Source organism: Vreelandella jeotgali Hwa (assembly GCF_000334215.1).
In the GTDB taxonomy this organism is placed as follows: Bacteria; Pseudomonadota; Gammaproteobacteria; order Pseudomonadales; family Halomonadaceae; genus Vreelandella; species Vreelandella jeotgali.
Genome location: NZ_AMQY01000011.1, coordinates 316,401 through 332,483, shown reverse-complemented (window position 1 = coordinate 332,483; position 16,083 = coordinate 316,401). Strand labels below are relative to the sequence as shown.

Sequence of the window (16,083 nt, the reverse complement as noted above, 5' to 3'; positions counted from 1 at the left end):
GATGATGTCCAACTTTCGGGGTGCAGTTCAGTCACTTGCCCAGTTTGAAGATTCCGAACTCTACGACAAGCTCACCCGCGCCCGCCGCGAAGCCTCCACCCGACCGCTGGGGCTGGTCAACAAGACGTTTTCGCTGCTGCAGAACGCGATTTCGCTGGGCAGCTTTGGCGTGCTGCTGGTGCAGTTTTCGCCCTGGGCACTGCTGGTGCTGGTCGCCGGCGCGCTGCCGGTGTTCATTTCCGAAGCGCGGTTTTCCGGCGAAGCGTTCCGGCTCTTCCGCTGGCGCTCGCCACACTCGCGCATGCAGATGTACCTGGAAACCGTGCTGGCCCGCGAGGACAGTATCAAGGAAGTCAAGCTGTTTGGCCTGGAAAGCCTCTTCCTCCAGCGCTACCGGGCGATATTCAACCGGCTGTTTACCGAAGAACGCCGGCTGACACTGCGCCGGGAGGGCTGGGGCTTTGCCCTGGGCCTGCTGGGTACGCTGACCTTCTACGCCGCCTACGGCTGGGTGGTGGCGGAAACCGTCATGGGCAGGCTCACCCTTGGCAAGATGACCATGTACCTGATGGTGTTCAAGCAGGGCCAGAGCGCGCTGTCGGCCTGCCTGAGCGCCATCAGCGGCATGTACGAGGACAACCTCTACCTCTCCAATCTGTATGAATATCTGGAACAGCCCGTGGAAGCCGATACCGGCACCCAGACCCGCGGCGTGTCACCCGGCGACGGCCTGCGCCTGGAAGACGTCAGCTTCGCCTATCCCGGCGGCAGGGAGGTCCTCCACGGCGTGTCTCTCCACCTGGTGCCGGGGCAGAGCCTGGCGCTGGTGGGCGAAAACGGCTCGGGCAAGACCACACTGATCAAGCTGTTGACCCGGCTTTATTCCCCCACCCGGGGGCGCATTCTGCTGGACGGCACCGACCTGCGCGACTGGGACGCCGTCGCCCTGCGCGAGCGCGTGGGTGTGATCTTCCAGGATTTTGTGCGCTACCAGCTGCCCGTTGGCGAAAACCTCGGCGTTGGCGACACCCATGCCTTTGACGACGAAGCCCGCTGGGAAGACGCCGCGCGCTACGGCATGGCCGACGACTTTATTCGGCAGATGCCCTCGGGTTATCACACCCAGCTGGGGCGCTGGTTCAAAAACGGCCAGGAGCTCTCCGGCGGACAGTGGCAGAAAATCGCGCTGTCCCGGGCCTACATGCGCGAAAACGCCGACATCCTCGTGCTCGACGAGCCCACCGCCGCCATGGACCCGGCCGCCGAGGCCGAAGTGTTTGCCCGCTTTCGCGAGCATAGCCGCGACAGGATGACGATTCTGATTTCGCACCGCTTCTCTACGGTGAGAAGCGCCGAGCAAATCCTGGTGATGGACAGCGGGCGTATCATAGAGCGCGGCACCCACGCCGAGCTTTTGGCACAAAACGGCCGCTACGCCCAGCTGTTCCGCCTGCAGGCCAAAGGCTACGAGTAAAACCGGCCGACACATGGCACTCGGGTTTTCCTGCCTCTACCCGGGGGTTATGCTCGTCGGCCTCTGTGTACGCAGCCATAACGCCGCTATCGCAAAGCCCCCACAGCACAGGCGCTATAGCACAGCCCCTTCGGCACAACCCCTACGGCACAGCTTTTACAACACGGTCTCTCAAACACTTTTACGGAGCGCCATCATGATCGATCTGCGCAGCGATACCGTCACCCGGCCCACGCCGGCCATGTACGAAGCCATGTGCGCCGCCCCGGTCGGCGACGATGTCTGGGGCGATGACCCCACGGTGAGCGCTTTTGAACAGGCGGTAGCCGAGACGACAGGCAAGCAAGCCGCGCTGTTGTTTCCCAGCGGTACCCAGAGCAATCTCGTCGCGCTGATGGCCCACTGCGGGCGCGGCGACGAATACATCGTCGGCCAGCAGGCGCATACCTACGGCTTTGAAGGCGGCGGTGCCGCCGTACTCGGCAGTATCCAGCCCCAGCCGGTGGAAAACGCCGATGACGGCAGCCTGCCGCTGGACAAGGTCCGCGCCGCAATCAAGGCCGACGACTTCCACTTTGCCCGCACTCGGCTACTGGCGCTGGAAAACACCATCGGCGGTAAAATCCTGCCTCAGGACTATATACGCGATGCCACCGCGCTGGCCCGCGAGCACCAGCTTGCCACCCACCTGGACGGTGCGCGGCTGTTCAACGCGGCCGTGGGCACGGATACCCCGCTGGCCGCGCTGTGCGAGCCGTTCGACAGCGTATCGCTATGCTTTTCCAAGGGATTGGGCGCGCCCGTGGGTTCGGTGCTCGTGGGCTCGACCGAGCTGATCGACCGCGCCCGGCGCTGGCGCAAGGTTACCGGCGGCGGCATGCGCCAGTCCGGGATTATCGCCGCCGGCTGCTGGCACGCGCTCGAGCATCACCTGCCCGACCTGGCCGACGACCATCGCCGCGCCGAAACGCTGGCCCGCGGCATGGCGGCGCTGCCAGACGTGACCGTCACGTCACGCGCGACCAACATGGTGTTTGCCGACTTCCCCGAAGAGCACCTGACCCCGCTGGCCAACTGGCTGCACGACCACGATATTCTGATCGACCTGCTCGACAGTGCACGGCTGGTGACCCATCGCGACATCCGCGATGCCGACATCGACAAAGTGATTGCCGTGATGCAGGCTTACTTCAACCGCCATGAAACCCGCGCTTAATCGAGTTACTGTTCATAAAAACAGAATAAAGGGAGGCATGCTTATGGTTCGACGCTTTTTTTGCCTGACGCTGCCGTTGCACCTGTGCGCGGTCGCGCTGATCGTGGCAGCGGCAACCGCCAGTGCCCCGGCAGACACAGCCCCCGCGCCCCGGTCGGGCATGGCGTCCTACTACAGCGACCGCTTCCAGGGCCTGCTCACCGCCAGCGGCGTGCCGTTTGACCAGCAGGCCATGACCGCGGCCCACCGCAAACTGCCCATGGGCACCCGGGTTCGCGTCACCCGGCCGGCAACCGACCAGAGTGTCGAGGTCGTCATCAACGACCGCGGCCCCTACGCACAGGGCCGCATTATTGATCTCTCACGCCGTGCCGCGCAAAAGCTCGACATGCTCGAGCGCGGCGTGGCCAGGGTAACCGTGACGGTAATCGACTAGCCGCCGTGCCCTGCCTGGCCGGTATGATATTGCCGGTGCAGCGCCGCCATCGTCTCGGCAAGCGCCAACACCGGGCCTTCGACCGTCAGGCCGGGAACAATCTGCTCGATGGGCAGCGTCGCTACCGGTGCCGGCGGCACGTCCATCGCGCTTAGCCACTCGCCCAGCTGCTTCGACGAACTCACGTAGACAATGCGCCCGAGCCCTACCCAGCCGTGGGCGGCGGCGCACATGGGACAGTGCTCGCCGGAGGTATACACCGTGGCGGCGGCACGCTCCGCAGGCGTGAGGTTTTCCACCGCCCAGTAGGCCAGGGCAATTTCCGGATGGCGGGTGTTGTCGCCGCCGGCAATGCGGTTGCGGTCTTCGTGCAGCACCTTGCCCTCGGCGCTGACCAGCACGCTGCCAAAGGGTTCGTCACCCGCCGCCAGCGCCTCTCGCGCCAGCTCCACACTTCTATCCAAATAGGGCCGTTCGTGATCCGCGATCATGTTCGCTCCTTGCCTTGTGACTGACGGCGCCGACGCTATCAGCTTTCCGCCGTGCAGGCATCCGCCGGCTGCTCCCGGGACTCCCGACGGCGTTCGCTGCGGGCAATAATCGACGTACCCACCAGATCGCCGGTGACGTTAAGCGATGTGCAGCCCATGCCCACCAGCGCATCAATGGCGGTGAGCAGCGCTACGGTTTCAATCGGCAACCCCACCTGGGCAAACACCGTGGCGATCATGATAATACCCGCACCCGGCACGCCGGCGGTGCCCACCGATACCAGGGTGCCGATCAGCACGATCTGCACCATGCTCATGAAATCCAGCGGTGCGCCAATCACGTTAGCGGCAAACACCGCCGAAATGGCAATGCGGATCGCCGCGCCGTCCATGTTGAGCGTGGCCCCCAGCGGCAGGCTGAAACCGTAGATGGTTTTGGGAGTGCCCAGCCGGTCGGCCGCGTTGATGGTCAACGGCAGGGTGCCGGAACTACTCTGGGTCGCAAAGGACGTCGCCATGGGGGTGCGCGCTTCGCGGAAGAAATCCCTGATGCCCACGCCGAAAAGCCGCATACCGGCGCAGTAAAGCAACAGCTGAATCCCCAGCGCCAGGTACAGCACCAGCACCATATCGCCCAGCGAGAGCAGCGTGCCCATGCCCTGACGGCTGACGGTATCAGCGACGATGGCAAACACGCCGATAGGCACGTAGTGCAGCACCCCCGACATCACCTTCAACGTGATCTCGTTGAGGGCCTCAAGCACCTCGTAAAGCCGCTCGCCGAGGGCAGATTGCCGCTCGCTACCCGACTCGCGCAGCTTCAGCAGCGCAATACCGAACACCAGCGCGGTAAAGATGATGCCCAGCATATTGAGCTGGGTGAACGCCTCGAGAATATTGCCGGGCACGATATCGAGCAGCACGTCGACCAGCCCCGGGTTTTCCGGCACAGAGAAACTCGCGCTGTCGTCCAGAGTCATGCCGCTGCCGGGGCTGAACAGCGAGGCCACGGCAAGCCCGACGACTATCGCCAGCGCCGTGCTCGCCAGATAGTAGACAAACACCTTGCGCCCGACCCGGCCAACGCTGCCTTCGCGCGACTGGTTGACCCCGACCATCAGTGTAAACAGCACGATGGGCACGATCAGAAAGGTCAGCAGCCGCAGCAGCAGATCGCCCAGCGGCGCAAGCCAGCCGACCGTCGCCTCACTGCCCAGCAGGCCAACGGCAACCCCCGCCACCAGCGCAATTGTAACCCGCGCGATCAGCGAGGTATCGGCGTATTTTTTCCAGAGAAAATGCATAACAACAACCACCAGCGTGCATGAGCGTTCAGGGCCCAGATGGGGGTGGCGCAGTATAATACAACCGCTTTTTATAGCCAATAAGGCTAACTTTCTCTTTTATCATTCTTTTTTCGAATAATCTTAAGTTTTTTCAGATATATCCCGACGGTCATATTTCCGTAACACTGCACACATGAAGGCGGATAAAATAAGTAAAGATGAATATAACACGGAACAGGTGAAACCTGCCTTGAATAGCGTAAATAACGTGATAACTTCGTTGTAAAACGTCAAGAGATGCAACTTGGCCCGGGAGCATCTTTACGTTAAAGTGCGGCTTCGATTTGCCTCCTTTGTGCCGATGCAATCCTCTCTTTGCAGTCCTCTACTTTAAAGTGCCGCCCGTCATGGAAAGACTTCGCATCAGCGATTGGCGCGCCTGGTGCGCCCACGACGACCACGACATGATTCCGTCCCGGCGGGAGATTCTGCTACCCATCGGCAGCACCCTGCCCAGGCTATTGAAACGTCGTCTGGATGCTGCCGGTCGAGCGACCTGCGATATCCTCCATGCGCTTGTACCGCACGACGGCTGCCCGCTGATCCATGCCTCCCGCCACGGCGACGTCGCGCATACGCTATCCATGCTGGAAAGCCTGGCCCAGGACATACCGCTGTCACCGGCGCGGTTTTCCATGTCGGTACATAACGCCGTACTGGGCGTGTATTCCATTGCCCACGACCACCGCCAGCCGCTGCAAGCGCTGGGCGCCTGCGGTCATGAGTTCGATGCCCTGCTCACCGAAGCCGAAGGCTATCTGGATGCCGGCCACGATAACGTGGTCATCGTCTTTTCCGAAGGCGAGCTGCCCGACACCTATCACGGCTACACCCCCCATCCGGGACAAGCCTGCGCGGTGGGCCTGCGTCTCAGCCGTAGAGTCGGCGACGGCCCCCATCTCGCCGCTACCCACCCGGAGACTCCCGCAGAACCTACTCCGCTTGAGGTTATCCGCTGGCTTTCCGGCAGTACCCCCTGGCTTGACGGGCTGCAGCGCTTTACGCAGGTGGCCCCATGACGCTCGATCAGTATCGGCGCGGGCTGGGCACCGCGCTTTCGTTTGCCCTTTTTGGCCTGGGCGGCCTGGCCATTGGTCTGGTCATTGACCCGGCGCTGCGCCTGTGCGTTCACAACCCGACCCGGCGCCGCTACCTTGCCCGAGCACTGATTGGCCGAGCCTTTCGTCTGTTTATCGGCCTGATGCGCCTGCTCGGCGTGCTGGACTACGACTTTGACGGCGTTTCCCGGCTACAGCGCCCCGGGCGTCTGATTCTGGCCAACCATCCGTCGCTGATCGACGTGGTGTTTCTGCTTGGCCATGTGCCCCAGGCCGACTGCATCATCAAGGGCCGGCTGGCCGAAAATCCCTTTACCCGCGGCCCCATCCGCGCGGCCGGCTACATCACCAATCGCGAACCCGACGCGGTGCTCGAGGCAGCGCGCGCGAGTCTGGCCCGGGGCCACTCGCTGATCCTGTTCCCCGAAGGCACGCGTACCCACCCCGACCGCCCAATCAAGTTTCGTCGCGGGGCGGCCAATATTGCACTGCGCACCGATGCCGACATCATCCCGGTGCTGATCCGCTGCCGCCCCACGACGCTGACCAAGGGCGAGCCCTGGTACCACATCCCGCCGCGCAAGGTTCAGATTGACTTTCAGGTGCTGGATGACCTGCCCGTCAGCCGGGACACCGACCAGCCTCCCGGCGTGCGCGCTCGACGTCTGACCCGCGAATTAAGCGACTTCTTTAATCACAAGCTGGAACATTTTGACCATGCATGACCCTTCATCACAGCTGACCCTTGACCTCAAGCGCATGATTATCGAAGCGCTGGAACTGGAAGACGTCACGCCCGACGATATTGATAACCAGGCCCCGCTGTTTGGCGAAGGATTGGGGCTGGATTCCATCGACGCGCTGGAGCTGGGGCTTGAGCTGCAAAAACGCTACGGCATCAAGCTCGACGCCGAAGCGGAAGATACCCGTCAACATTTCGCCAGCCTTGACGCGCTGCGCGCACTCGTGGAGGCCCGCCGTGACCGCTGACACTCCCACAGACATCAGCCGCGACGACATTCTTGAACAGGTTAGAAGGATTCTGGTCGAGCTGTTTGAAATCGACGCCGACGAGGTTCACCTCGACGCGCGTCTCTACGAAGACCTCGACATCGACAGCATTGACGCCGTGGACATGGTGGTCGAGCTCAAGCGATTCACCGGCCGCCGGGTTAATCCCGAAGACTTCAAGGCCGTGCGCACTCTCGATGACGTCGTCACCGCCGTTGAACGCCTGCTACAGGCCGAATGAACCGCCGGCCCGCGCTTCGCTGGCTGCTGGCGCCGCTGATGATGGCCTGGCCGCTGCTGATCTGGTGGCTGCACGGCCTGGTCGGCAGCTGGCCGCTACTGATAGCCGGCGCCGGCCTTTTGGCCTGGCGCTTTCCCGAGGCGCGCCTGCTGGCCGCCGTCGCCGCAGCAGGGCTGATTCTGCTGGGCCTGGTAGGCGAAGCCGAATGGGGCGTACGCGCCTATCCGGTGGCCATCAACGCCGTGATGCTTACGCTGTTTACCACCAGTTTGTGGCAGGGGCCGCCCATCATCGAGCGCCTGGCACGCCTGCGCGAGCCCGACCTGCCGCCGGCGGGGTGCGCTACACCCGCCGCGTCACCCAGGTATGGTGCGGATTTTTTGTGCTCAACGGCTGTCTCGCCGCGGCCACCGCGCTGTACGCCAGCCTGGCGCTATGGTCGCTGTATAACGGCGTTATCAGCTACGTCCTGATCGGCCTGATGTTTGCCGGCGAAGGGTGCTGCCGCTACCGACTGCGCCGCCGCGCCCAACAGCACTGACTTTTTGACCCACGCTTTTCGAGAATAGCCCCGTGACCCATGCCGCCCTGACTCAACTGCCCTGGCGCCGCTCCATGACCGCTAGCGCGCCGCTCTCGCTTCCCCCGGGTTGGTGCCAACCCAGCGCCTTGGGAACCGTGATTGACGCCTGGCGCCGCTGGCTGGCGGACAAACCCCGGGGCCGCTGGCTGCTGCACGACCCCGCGCCCGAGACGTTCTGCGCCGCGCTTTTGGCGCTGTGGGAAAGCGGACGCAGCGCCGTGCTGCCCGGCGACGGGCGGGCGGACACCCTTGAGCGCCTGGGCGAACGGCTCGACGGCGTGATGCCGGCACGCCCGCCGGCGGCTGCCCCCGCACGCGACCTGCCCGCTCCTCGGGCGCTGGACGAACACACCGAGGCGCTGGTGCTGTATACCTCCGGCTCCACCGGCGAGCCGCTGATGCAGGCCAAGCGCTTTGACCAGCTCGACGCCGAGCTTGCCGTGCAGGCCACGCTGTGGCCGCTGGGCGACAGCGCGGTGATCTCCCAGGTAAGCCACCAGCATATTTACGGCCTGCTGGCGGGCATCCTGCGCCCGCTATGCCACGGCGCGCCGTTTTGCGGCGGCGACGGCCACTACCCGGAGGTGATGGCGCGGCGCCTGCTTGAAGCCCGCAGCGCCGGCCTCGACACCACGCTTATCAGCTCGCCGGCGCAGCTATCGCGGCTGCCCGACCACCTGGACTGGCAGCAGGCCGGCGCCCCCGCTCGCGTGTTTTCTTCCGGCGCGCCGCTGGCCGCCGACCACGCTCAGCGCAGCGAAAGCCTGCTCGATGCTCCGGTGGTCGAGATCTACGGCAGCACCGAAACCGGCGGCATCGCCTGGCGGCGGCAAACCCATAGCGCCGACTGGACGCCGCTTCCCGGCGTCGAGACCCGAGTGGAAGACGCGCGCCTTGAGCTGCGCTCGGCGTTTCTCGAAGCGCCCCGACAGTGGTGGCAGCAGGCCGACATCGCCGAGCCCACGGCCGGCGGTTTTCGCCTGCACGGCCGCGCCGACCGGCTGATCAAACTGGCCGGCAAGCGCGTCTCGCTCACCGCGCTGGAGCGCGATATGGCCGCGCTGCCCGAGGTCCAGGAGGCTCGCTGCGTGCGCGTTACCCGCCGGGCCAGCCAGCAGGAAGGCCGGCTGGGCGCGGTGGTCGTCCTCGAAGAGCACGCACTGCCCCAGACCCACGCCGAGCGCCGGGCGCTCACCGAACGCCTGCGCGAGCAGCTGGCCCCCCGGCATGAAGCCGTCGCCCTGCCGCGCTACTGGCGCTTTGTCGCCGAGCTGCCCACCAACGCCCAGGGCAAGCTTGACCGCGCAGCGCGTGAGCGGCTGTTCGCCGACCTCGACGACAACCGCCTGCCGCGCTGGCTGGGCGAGCACCGCGACGGCCCGGAAAAGCGCTGCATCACCCTGGAAGTCCCCGAGCGGCTGGCGTTTCTCGACGGCCACTTTGACGACTACCCGGTGGTACCGGGCGTGGTACTGATGCAATGGGCCATCGAGCAGGCCACGGCCAGCTTTGGCCACAGCCATGACTTTGAGGGCGTGGATCGGCTCAAGTTTCAACGCCCGCTGGGCCCGGGCAGCCGCTGCCAACTGACGCTCGAGCGCCGCGAGGCCGGCATCCACTTTACGCTGGACTCCCGGGAGGGCCGTCACGCCGCCGGCCGCCTGCGTTTTCACCACATTGCCGTGGAGGAGGCATCCCCATGAGCTCACCCCGTCAAGCACCACTCGCCCCTTGTGCGCTGATACCAGTCTACAACCACCCGGCAACCGTCGCCGGTGTATGTGCCTCGCTCACCGCGATCGATCTACCGGTACTGCTGGTAGACGACGGCAGCGACGCTGAATGTCGACACGAACTGGACCGCCTGGCCGACGTCGGCCACCATCTTTTGCGGCTGCCCGAAAACCGCGGCAAGGGCGCGGCGGTACGCGCCGGGCTAACCGAAGCTCAGCGGCTGGGCTACACCCACGCGCTGCAGGTTGACGCCGACGGCCAGCACCATCCGGACGACCTGCCGGCGTTTATCGACGCCATGTTTGAGTCGCCGGAATGCCTGTGTGCAGGCTACCCGCGCTATGACCAAAGCGTGCCCCGGATTCGGCTTTACGGCCGCTACGCCACTCACATCTGGGTGTGGATCAACACCTTGTCGCTGGATATTCGCGACACCATGTGCGGCGTGCGCCTCTACCCGCTGGCGGCGCTCAACGCCATGCTCGAGCGCCACCCCTGCGGCGACCGCATGAGCTTCGATACCGAAGTGCTGGTGCGCTGGCACTGGGCCGGCGGGCGTATCGCCAATCTGCCGGTACGCGTGCAGTATCCGGCCGACGGCATCAGCCACTTTGCGCCCTGGCGCGACAACGTCGGCATTACCGCCATGCACACTCGGCTGTTCTTCGGCATGCTGTGGCGGCTGCCGCGCCTGCTGGCGCGGGGGAGGACGCCATGAGCTCGCACCACTGGGCCCACATCGGCGAGCGCGGCACGCTGCTGGGCATGCTGATCATGGTGCGTATCCGCCGGGTATTGGGCCACTGGCCGTTTCGGCTGGTGCTGCGCCCGGTGATCACCTGGTATTTTCTGCGCCACGGCCTGGCCCGGCGCGCCTCGCTGCGCTACCTGCAGCGGCTCGACCCCGACGCCGAGCGCAGCAAGCCGGCGCGCTGGCGGCAAAGCCTGGCGCATTTCATGACCTTTGGCGAAACCATGATGGACAAGGTCACCGCCTGGAGCGGCGAGCAGCACGCGCCCATTTACGGCCGGGGCGTTGCCAACATGGAGCGTGCCGTACGCGGCGGCCGCGGCGGTCTGATACTCGTGGCCCACCACGGCAACCTGGATATCGTCAACGCGCTGGGCAATCAGCACGACGACTTCGGCCTGACGATACTCATGCACCGGCACAACGCCCGGAAGTTCAACCGCCTGCTGGAACGCGCCACCGGCCAGCCGCGCCCGGACGTGCTGGAAGTCACCGACATGACCCCGGGCACCGCCCAGATACTCGACGCGCGCATACGCGCCGGCGGCTTTGTAGTGATCGCCGCCGACCGCGTGCCGTTAAACGACGGCCGCACCCGCTCGCTTGAATTTCTGGGGGAGAGCGCGCCTTTCCCCGAAGGCCCCTTTCATCTCGCCACGCTGCTGCGCTGCCCGGTCTACACGCTTTCCTGCGTGCGCGACGGCGACGGCTTTCAGGCCGACTTCGAGCCCTTCGACGACACCACAGGCCTGCCCCGCCGCGAGCGCGAGGCCTGGATCGACACCGCCATGCAGCGCCACGCCGACCACCTCGCCGCGCGGGTACGCCGCTACCCGCTGCAGTGGTTCAATTTCTTCCCGTTCTGGCACGACGACACGGACACCCCGTCATGACTCACCGCAACGCCAAGCCCACTGCCTCACCCGCCCCGCTCATGCTGGACGGCAGCGATATCACCCTGGAAAACGTGCTGGAGGTGGTTGAGGACCGCCGCGGCGTCGCGCTGTCGCAAGACCCGGATTTTCGCGCCCGCATTGCGCGGGGCAGCGAGTTTTTGCACCGGCTGCTGGAAGAAGACGGCGTGGTCTACGGCGTCACCACCGGCTACGGCGATTCCTGCACCCGCGCGGTGCCGATGGCAGATGTCGAAACCCTGCCCCGCCAGCTCTACACCTTTCACGGCTGCGGCATAGGCGACACCCTGCCGGCCGAATCTGCCCGAGCGGTGGTGCTGGTGCGGCTGGTATCGCTGTGCCGGGGCGTCTCCGGGGTTAGCGTCGAGCTGCTCGAACGCCTTGCCTGGCTACTGGAACACGACGTGCTGCCGGTGATGCCCGAAGAAGGCTCGGTGGGCGCCAGCGGCGACCTGACGCCGCTTTCCTACCTTGCCGCGGTGCTCTGCGGCGAGCGCGAGGTGCTGGATAACGGCCGCCGCCGGCCGGCAGCAGAAGCGCTTGCAGAGCGCGGCCTTGAGCCCTATCGGCTCAAACCCAAGGAGGGCCTGGCGCTGATGAACGGCACCGCAGTGATGACCGCGCTGGGCATTCTCGCCCACGCCCGCTGCGCCTACGCCAGCCAACTGGCCACCCGCATCACCGCGCTTTCGGTGTATGCGCTGTCGGGCAATCCTTACCACTTCGATGAAGACCTGTTCGCCGCCAAGCCCCACTCGGGCCAGCAGCACGTGGCCGCGCGCCTGCGCGACGACCTGCACGCACCGGCCACCCCGCGCAACTCGCCGCGACTGCAGGACCGCTACTCCACCCGCTGCGCGCCCCACGTCATCGGCGTGGTCGAAGACGCCCTGCCCTGGTGGCGGCAGTTTCTGGAAAACGAACTCAACAGCGCCAACGACAACCCGCTGATCGACGCCGAACGCGGCAAGGTCATGCACGGCGGTCACTTCTACGGCGGCCACGTGGCCTTTGTCATGGACAGCCTCAAGCAGGCCGCCGCCAACCTTGCCGACCTGCTTGACCGTCAGCTGGCGCTGCTGGTCGACAGCCGCTTCAACCACGGCCTGCCCAGCAGCCTGAGCGGCGCCGCGCCCGAGCGCTTACCGCTCAACCACGGCTACAAGGCGGTGCAGATCGGCGCCTCGGCCTGGACCGCCGAAGCCCTCAAGCTGACCATGCCGGCAAGCGTCTTCTCACGCTCGACCGAGTCGCACAACCAGGACAAAGTAAGCATGGGCACCATTGCCGCCCGGGACGCCCTGCGCGTGCTGACGCTGGTGGAGCAGGTCGCCGCCGCCACGCTGCACGCGGGCTGCCAGGGCGCCGAGCTGCGCCGAGCGCTGGTTGACGCCGACCCGCTGCCCGCGCGCCTGGCCGCGTTTATCGCCGAGTGCCGCGACAACATCGCCCCGCTGCTTGAAGACCGCGCGCTGGAAGCCGACCTGCGCCACCTGTGCCAACTGATTCGCCAACGCCGCTGGAGGCTCTATGACGCCGGATGATCGCCCGCTACCGCGTGCCGAGGTGGAAATCGAAATCCCCTTTCACGACGTCGACATGATGCAGGTTGCCTGGCACGGCCACTACGTGCGCTATCTGGAAATCGCCCGCTGCAAGCTGCTCGACGCCATCGACTACAACTACGCGCAGATGCGCGACTCCGGCTTTGCCTGGCCGGTGATCGACCTGCGCCTGCGTTACGCCGCCCCGGCGCTGTTTGCCCAGCGCATTCGCATCGAGGCGCGGCTGACCGAGTGGGAACACCGGCTCAAGGTGGCCTACACCGTACGCGACGCTACAAGCGGCAAGCGCTTGACCCGGGCGTCCACGGTGCAGGTCGCCGTCGATATGACCCAGAAAGACATGTGCCTGGCCTCGCCGCCGACGCTGATCGAACGGCTGCTCGCCTGGCAGGAGGCCAACACATGCTGCTGATTCGCCACGCCGCACTGGCCGTCGCGCTGACGCTTGTCGCCGCCGCGCCCGCCGCTCAGGCCGAAGACGCCAGCGCCGCCGAGCTGCCGGCCATTGAGCTTTCCCAGTGCGCCCGCTTTACGCAAGAGCGCGAGATGGCCGACCTGGATACCACGCTGAAAAGTACGGGGTATTTTCTACGCCGGGACGACGCGCTGATCTGGCAGACCACCCGGCCGGTAGACGACCGCGTGCGATTGGCAGCGGACAACCCCGATCTGCCCCGTGCACTGAAAGTCATGCTGCCGGTGCTTACCGGCCTGCTGGACGGCAACTGGGAGGCGCTACAAGAGCACTTCGCCGTTAAGCGCCCGGATGCCGAGCGCGACACGCCAGACGCCTGGCAGGCGCGGCTTGTGCCGCTGGACGACGCCGTGGCCGAACGGCTGGAGCGCATCGACGCCGCCGGCGGCGAGCGGGTAGAGACGCTCAAGATACGCTTTGCCAACGCCGATCGTATTACCCTGCGCCTGACGCCCGCCGACTGCGCCACCCTGGCGGCCGAGACGGAGACGCCATGAGCCGTGCGCCCGGCCTACGCCTGGACGCCCTGCTATGGGGGGTCGTCATGCTTGGCTGCACGCTGCTGCTGGCAGGCCAATGGCTGGGCGGTGCGCCGGTCGACACCCGCATTACCACGCTGGTGCCCGACAGCCCGGCCACCCCGCTGATCGAGCGCGCCGAGAAGCACCAGTCTCAGGCGTTTGAGTCGCGGATACTGCTGCTGATCTCCGGCCCCGAATCGGCGGAAAAGCTCGACGCGCTAAAGCGCGCGCTGCGCGATTCCGGCAGCATCGCGACGCTTTCAAGCGACGACCTGACGCGGCCCGACGCGGCGCTGTCGCCGTATCGCTATCGCCTGCTGGCGGATTCCCTGGCCGAGAAGGACGCCGACGCGTGGCGTCAGCGCGGGCTTTCGCGGCTGTTTACTCCGGGCGTGGATGCCAGCCTGAAAAAAGACCCTTTCGGCCTGCTGGACGCCTGGCTGGAGGCGCGCCTTGACGGCCCCGTCACCGTTGAAGACGGTAAGCCCGGCGTCACCCAGGGCGGCACCCGCTGGCAGCTGATCAGCGCCGAGCTTGCCGGCAGCCCCTACGCCATGGACGTGCAGCGTAAGCTGACCGCCGCGCTTGGCGACTTTGAGGCCGCCCACCCGGAGCTTGACGTGCTGCGCGCGGGGCTGGTGTTCCACGCCGCTGCGGGTGCCCGGCAGGGCAAGCGCGAAGTCACCACCATCGGCCTGGGCTCGCTTTTGGGCATTGTGCTGCTGCTGATGGCGGTGTTTCGCCGCCCCGGCGTGCTGGCAAGCCTGCTGCTCAGCGTGGCGTCCGGCATTACCTTTGCGCTGCCGCTGACCTGGTGGCTGTTTGGCACGCTCAACCTTTTGACGCTGGCCTTCGGCGCCAGCCTTATCGGCATTGCCGTGGACTACGCCCTGCACCTGCAGTGCGCCCGCCAGCTGCACCCGGGGCGCTCGCTGTCGCGCCTCTGGCCGGGCCTGACGCTGGGGCTCGTGTCCAGCCTTGCGGCCTACCTGCTGCAGCTGGCCACGCCGCTGCCGGGGCTTCACCAGATGGCGACGTTTGCCGCGCTGGGGCTGCTGGGCGCCTGGCTGACCACGCGCCTGTGGCTGCCGCTGTTGCCCCAACGCACGCATCCGGCCACCTGGCCCATTGCCGCCCGGCTGGACCGCCTGCGCCTGCCCCGCCGCGCCGCGCCCTGGTGGAGTGGGCTCGGGCTTGTCGGCGTGGTCGCCGTGGTGCTGATGGCCACCCGGCTTACGCCCAGCGACGACCTGCGCGCGCTCAACCCCTCATCCCCGGCGCTGATCGACCAGCAGCGTCAGGTGCAAACCCTGCTGGAGCGCCCCGGCGGCCAGCGCTACCTGATCGCCACCGCAGACGACGCTGAGATGCTTTTGGCGAAGCTTGAGCGCCTTGACCAAAGCCTGACGCCGCTGGTGGAGCAACACCGCCTGGGCGGCTACCGGCATCTGGCGCAAAGCGTGCCGCCACAAGTCGTGCAGGACAAAAATCTGGCGCGGGTACGCGACCTTTATGACCAGGCCGTGCCCGAGCTGCTGGACGATGCCGGGCTGCCCGCCGCGCTTGCCGATACCCTGACGTCGCCGCTGAAGTCCGTGCCCTACCTGACACCCAGTACCTGGCTTGACAGCCCGGCCGGCCAGGCCGACGCCGCGCTGTGGCTCAGTGGCGCGACCCCCACGGCGGCGCTGGTGCTGCTCGAAGACGCCGACCCCGAGGCGATTTCCGCGCTGCAAACGCTTGCCGCCGAGACGCCGGGGCTCTACTACCATGACCGGGTAGCGGCTATTTCCGCCCAGTTCACCCGGCTGCGCGAACACATCAGCCGCTGGCTGGCGCTGGCGCTTGTGGGGCTCGCGATTATCTTTATGATCCGCTACCGCCGCCGGGCCTGGCGGGTGCTGCTACCTCCGGTCGGTGCGGTAGTCGTGACTCTGGGGGTATTTGCCGCTGCCGGAGTGGGCATTACGCTCTTTCATCTGTTGGGGCTACTGCTGGTGCTGGGCATCGGCCTTGATGCAGGTATTTTCAGCACCGAACACCCGGATGATCCGGCGGCGTGGCTGGCCATCAGCCTATCCTGCGCCTCCAGCCTGCTGGCTTTCGGACTGCTGGCCTTCAGCGCCACGCCGGCGCTGCATTTTCTGGGTACTACCTGCCTGACCGGGCTTGCTGCCAGCTGGCTGCTGGTACCGTTTTCCCGCGGGGCGCCCGCTCGCCTGCCGTCCACCGACGCTTCTGCCACCTCCCGATAAGGACCACATGAC

At 66.0% G+C, this 16,083-nt stretch carries 17 protein-coding genes; 15 read left to right on the top strand and 2 right to left on the bottom strand.

Annotated elements, in window-relative coordinates; all coding sequences use genetic code 11:
- The first annotated feature begins 1 nt into the window (after position 1).
- The 3 genes from C793_RS0104805 (at position 2) to C793_RS0104795 (ending at position 3,126) form a co-directional block, all read left to right on the top strand.
- Complete coding sequence (locus tag C793_RS0104805; RefSeq protein ID WP_051038327.1) at positions 2-1,474, top strand: ABC transporter ATP-binding protein; 1,473 nt, start codon at positions 2-4, stop codon at positions 1,472-1,474.
- 196 nt (positions 1,475-1,670) lie between these two features.
- Positions 1,671-2,690 carry a low-specificity L-threonine aldolase gene (gene ltaE / locus C793_RS0104800; protein ID WP_017429818.1) on the top strand — a complete coding sequence of 340 codons (1,020 nt, stop codon included), beginning with the start codon at positions 1,671-1,673 and terminating at the stop codon, positions 2,688-2,690.
- A gap of 43 nt (positions 2,691-2,733) precedes the next feature.
- Positions 2,734-3,126: a septal ring lytic transglycosylase RlpA family protein gene (locus tag C793_RS0104795; protein WP_017429817.1), complete on the top strand. Its 393-nt coding sequence runs from the start codon at positions 2,734-2,736 to the stop codon at positions 3,124-3,126.
- Here C793_RS0104795 and C793_RS0104790 read toward each other — a convergent pair.
- Entirely contained in the window at positions 3,123-3,617 is a 495-nt protein-coding gene (locus tag C793_RS0104790; RefSeq protein WP_017429816.1) for a nucleoside deaminase, read from the bottom strand. The two genes, C793_RS0104795 and C793_RS0104790, sit on opposite strands and share 4 nt — an antisense overlap.
- A gap of 38 nt (positions 3,618-3,655) precedes the next feature.
- Positions 3,656-4,921: a dicarboxylate/amino acid:cation symporter gene (locus tag C793_RS0104785; RefSeq protein WP_017429815.1), complete on the bottom strand. Its 1,266-nt coding sequence runs from the start codon at positions 4,919-4,921 to the stop codon at positions 3,656-3,658.
- A gap of 389 nt (positions 4,922-5,310) precedes the next feature.
- Here C793_RS0104785 and C793_RS0104780 point away from each other — a divergent pair, with 389 nt between their 5' ends.
- From C793_RS0104780 to C793_RS0104725, 12 genes are all read left to right on the top strand, one after another.
- A complete protein-coding gene (locus C793_RS0104780; RefSeq protein WP_017429814.1) occupies positions 5,311-5,982 on the top strand; it encodes a beta-ketoacyl synthase chain length factor in 672 nt (223 codons plus the stop codon).
- Positions 5,979-6,746: a lysophospholipid acyltransferase family protein gene (locus C793_RS0104775; protein ID WP_017429813.1), complete on the top strand. Its 768-nt coding sequence runs from the start codon at positions 5,979-5,981 to the stop codon at positions 6,744-6,746. Before C793_RS0104780 ends, C793_RS0104775 begins: the two co-directional genes overlap by 4 nt.
- Positions 6,739-7,011 (top strand): phosphopantetheine-binding protein, encoded by a 273-nt coding sequence (locus tag C793_RS0104770; RefSeq protein ID WP_017429812.1) that lies wholly within the window; start codon positions 6,739-6,741, stop codon positions 7,009-7,011. Before C793_RS0104775 ends, C793_RS0104770 begins: the two co-directional genes overlap by 8 nt.
- On the top strand, positions 7,001-7,273 hold the full coding sequence (locus C793_RS0104765; protein ID WP_017429811.1) for an acyl carrier protein: 273 nt from the start codon (positions 7,001-7,003) through the stop codon (positions 7,271-7,273). Before C793_RS0104770 ends, C793_RS0104765 begins: the two co-directional genes overlap by 11 nt.
- Positions 7,270-7,746 (top strand): COG4648 family protein, encoded by a 477-nt coding sequence (locus C793_RS13530; RefSeq protein WP_245550190.1) that lies wholly within the window; start codon positions 7,270-7,272, stop codon positions 7,744-7,746. Before C793_RS0104765 ends, C793_RS13530 begins: the two co-directional genes overlap by 4 nt.
- A 100-nt stretch (positions 7,747-7,846) precedes the next feature.
- Positions 7,847-9,559 carry an ApeI family dehydratase gene (locus C793_RS0104755; protein WP_156804895.1) on the top strand — a complete coding sequence of 571 codons (1,713 nt, stop codon included), beginning with the start codon at positions 7,847-7,849 and terminating at the stop codon, positions 9,557-9,559.
- Positions 9,556-10,308 carry a glycosyltransferase family 2 protein gene (locus C793_RS0104750; RefSeq protein WP_017429809.1) on the top strand — a complete coding sequence of 251 codons (753 nt, stop codon included), beginning with the start codon at positions 9,556-9,558 and terminating at the stop codon, positions 10,306-10,308. Before C793_RS0104755 ends, C793_RS0104750 begins: the two co-directional genes overlap by 4 nt.
- Positions 10,305-11,234: a lysophospholipid acyltransferase family protein gene (locus tag C793_RS0104745; protein WP_017429808.1), complete on the top strand. Its 930-nt coding sequence runs from the start codon at positions 10,305-10,307 to the stop codon at positions 11,232-11,234. Before C793_RS0104750 ends, C793_RS0104745 begins: the two co-directional genes overlap by 4 nt.
- Positions 11,231-12,799: an HAL/PAL/TAL family ammonia-lyase gene (locus C793_RS0104740; RefSeq protein WP_017429807.1), complete on the top strand. Its 1,569-nt coding sequence runs from the start codon at positions 11,231-11,233 to the stop codon at positions 12,797-12,799. The genes C793_RS0104745 and C793_RS0104740 overlap by 4 nt, the downstream gene beginning before the upstream one ends.
- The gene (locus C793_RS0104735) at positions 12,786-13,232 is read left to right on the top strand and encodes an acyl-CoA thioesterase (RefSeq protein ID WP_017429806.1); all 447 of its coding nucleotides are present in this window, start codon (positions 12,786-12,788) and stop codon (positions 13,230-13,232) included. The genes C793_RS0104740 and C793_RS0104735 overlap by 14 nt, the downstream gene beginning before the upstream one ends.
- A complete protein-coding gene (locus C793_RS0104730) occupies positions 13,223-13,792 on the top strand; it encodes a LolA family protein (protein WP_017429805.1) in 570 nt (189 codons plus the stop codon). The genes C793_RS0104735 and C793_RS0104730 overlap by 10 nt, the downstream gene beginning before the upstream one ends.
- Positions 13,789-16,071, top strand: coding sequence for an MMPL family transporter (locus C793_RS0104725; protein ID WP_017429804.1), 2,283 nt, complete (start codon positions 13,789-13,791; stop codon positions 16,069-16,071). The genes C793_RS0104730 and C793_RS0104725 overlap by 4 nt, the downstream gene beginning before the upstream one ends.
- Positions 16,072-16,083 lie beyond the last annotated feature (12 nt).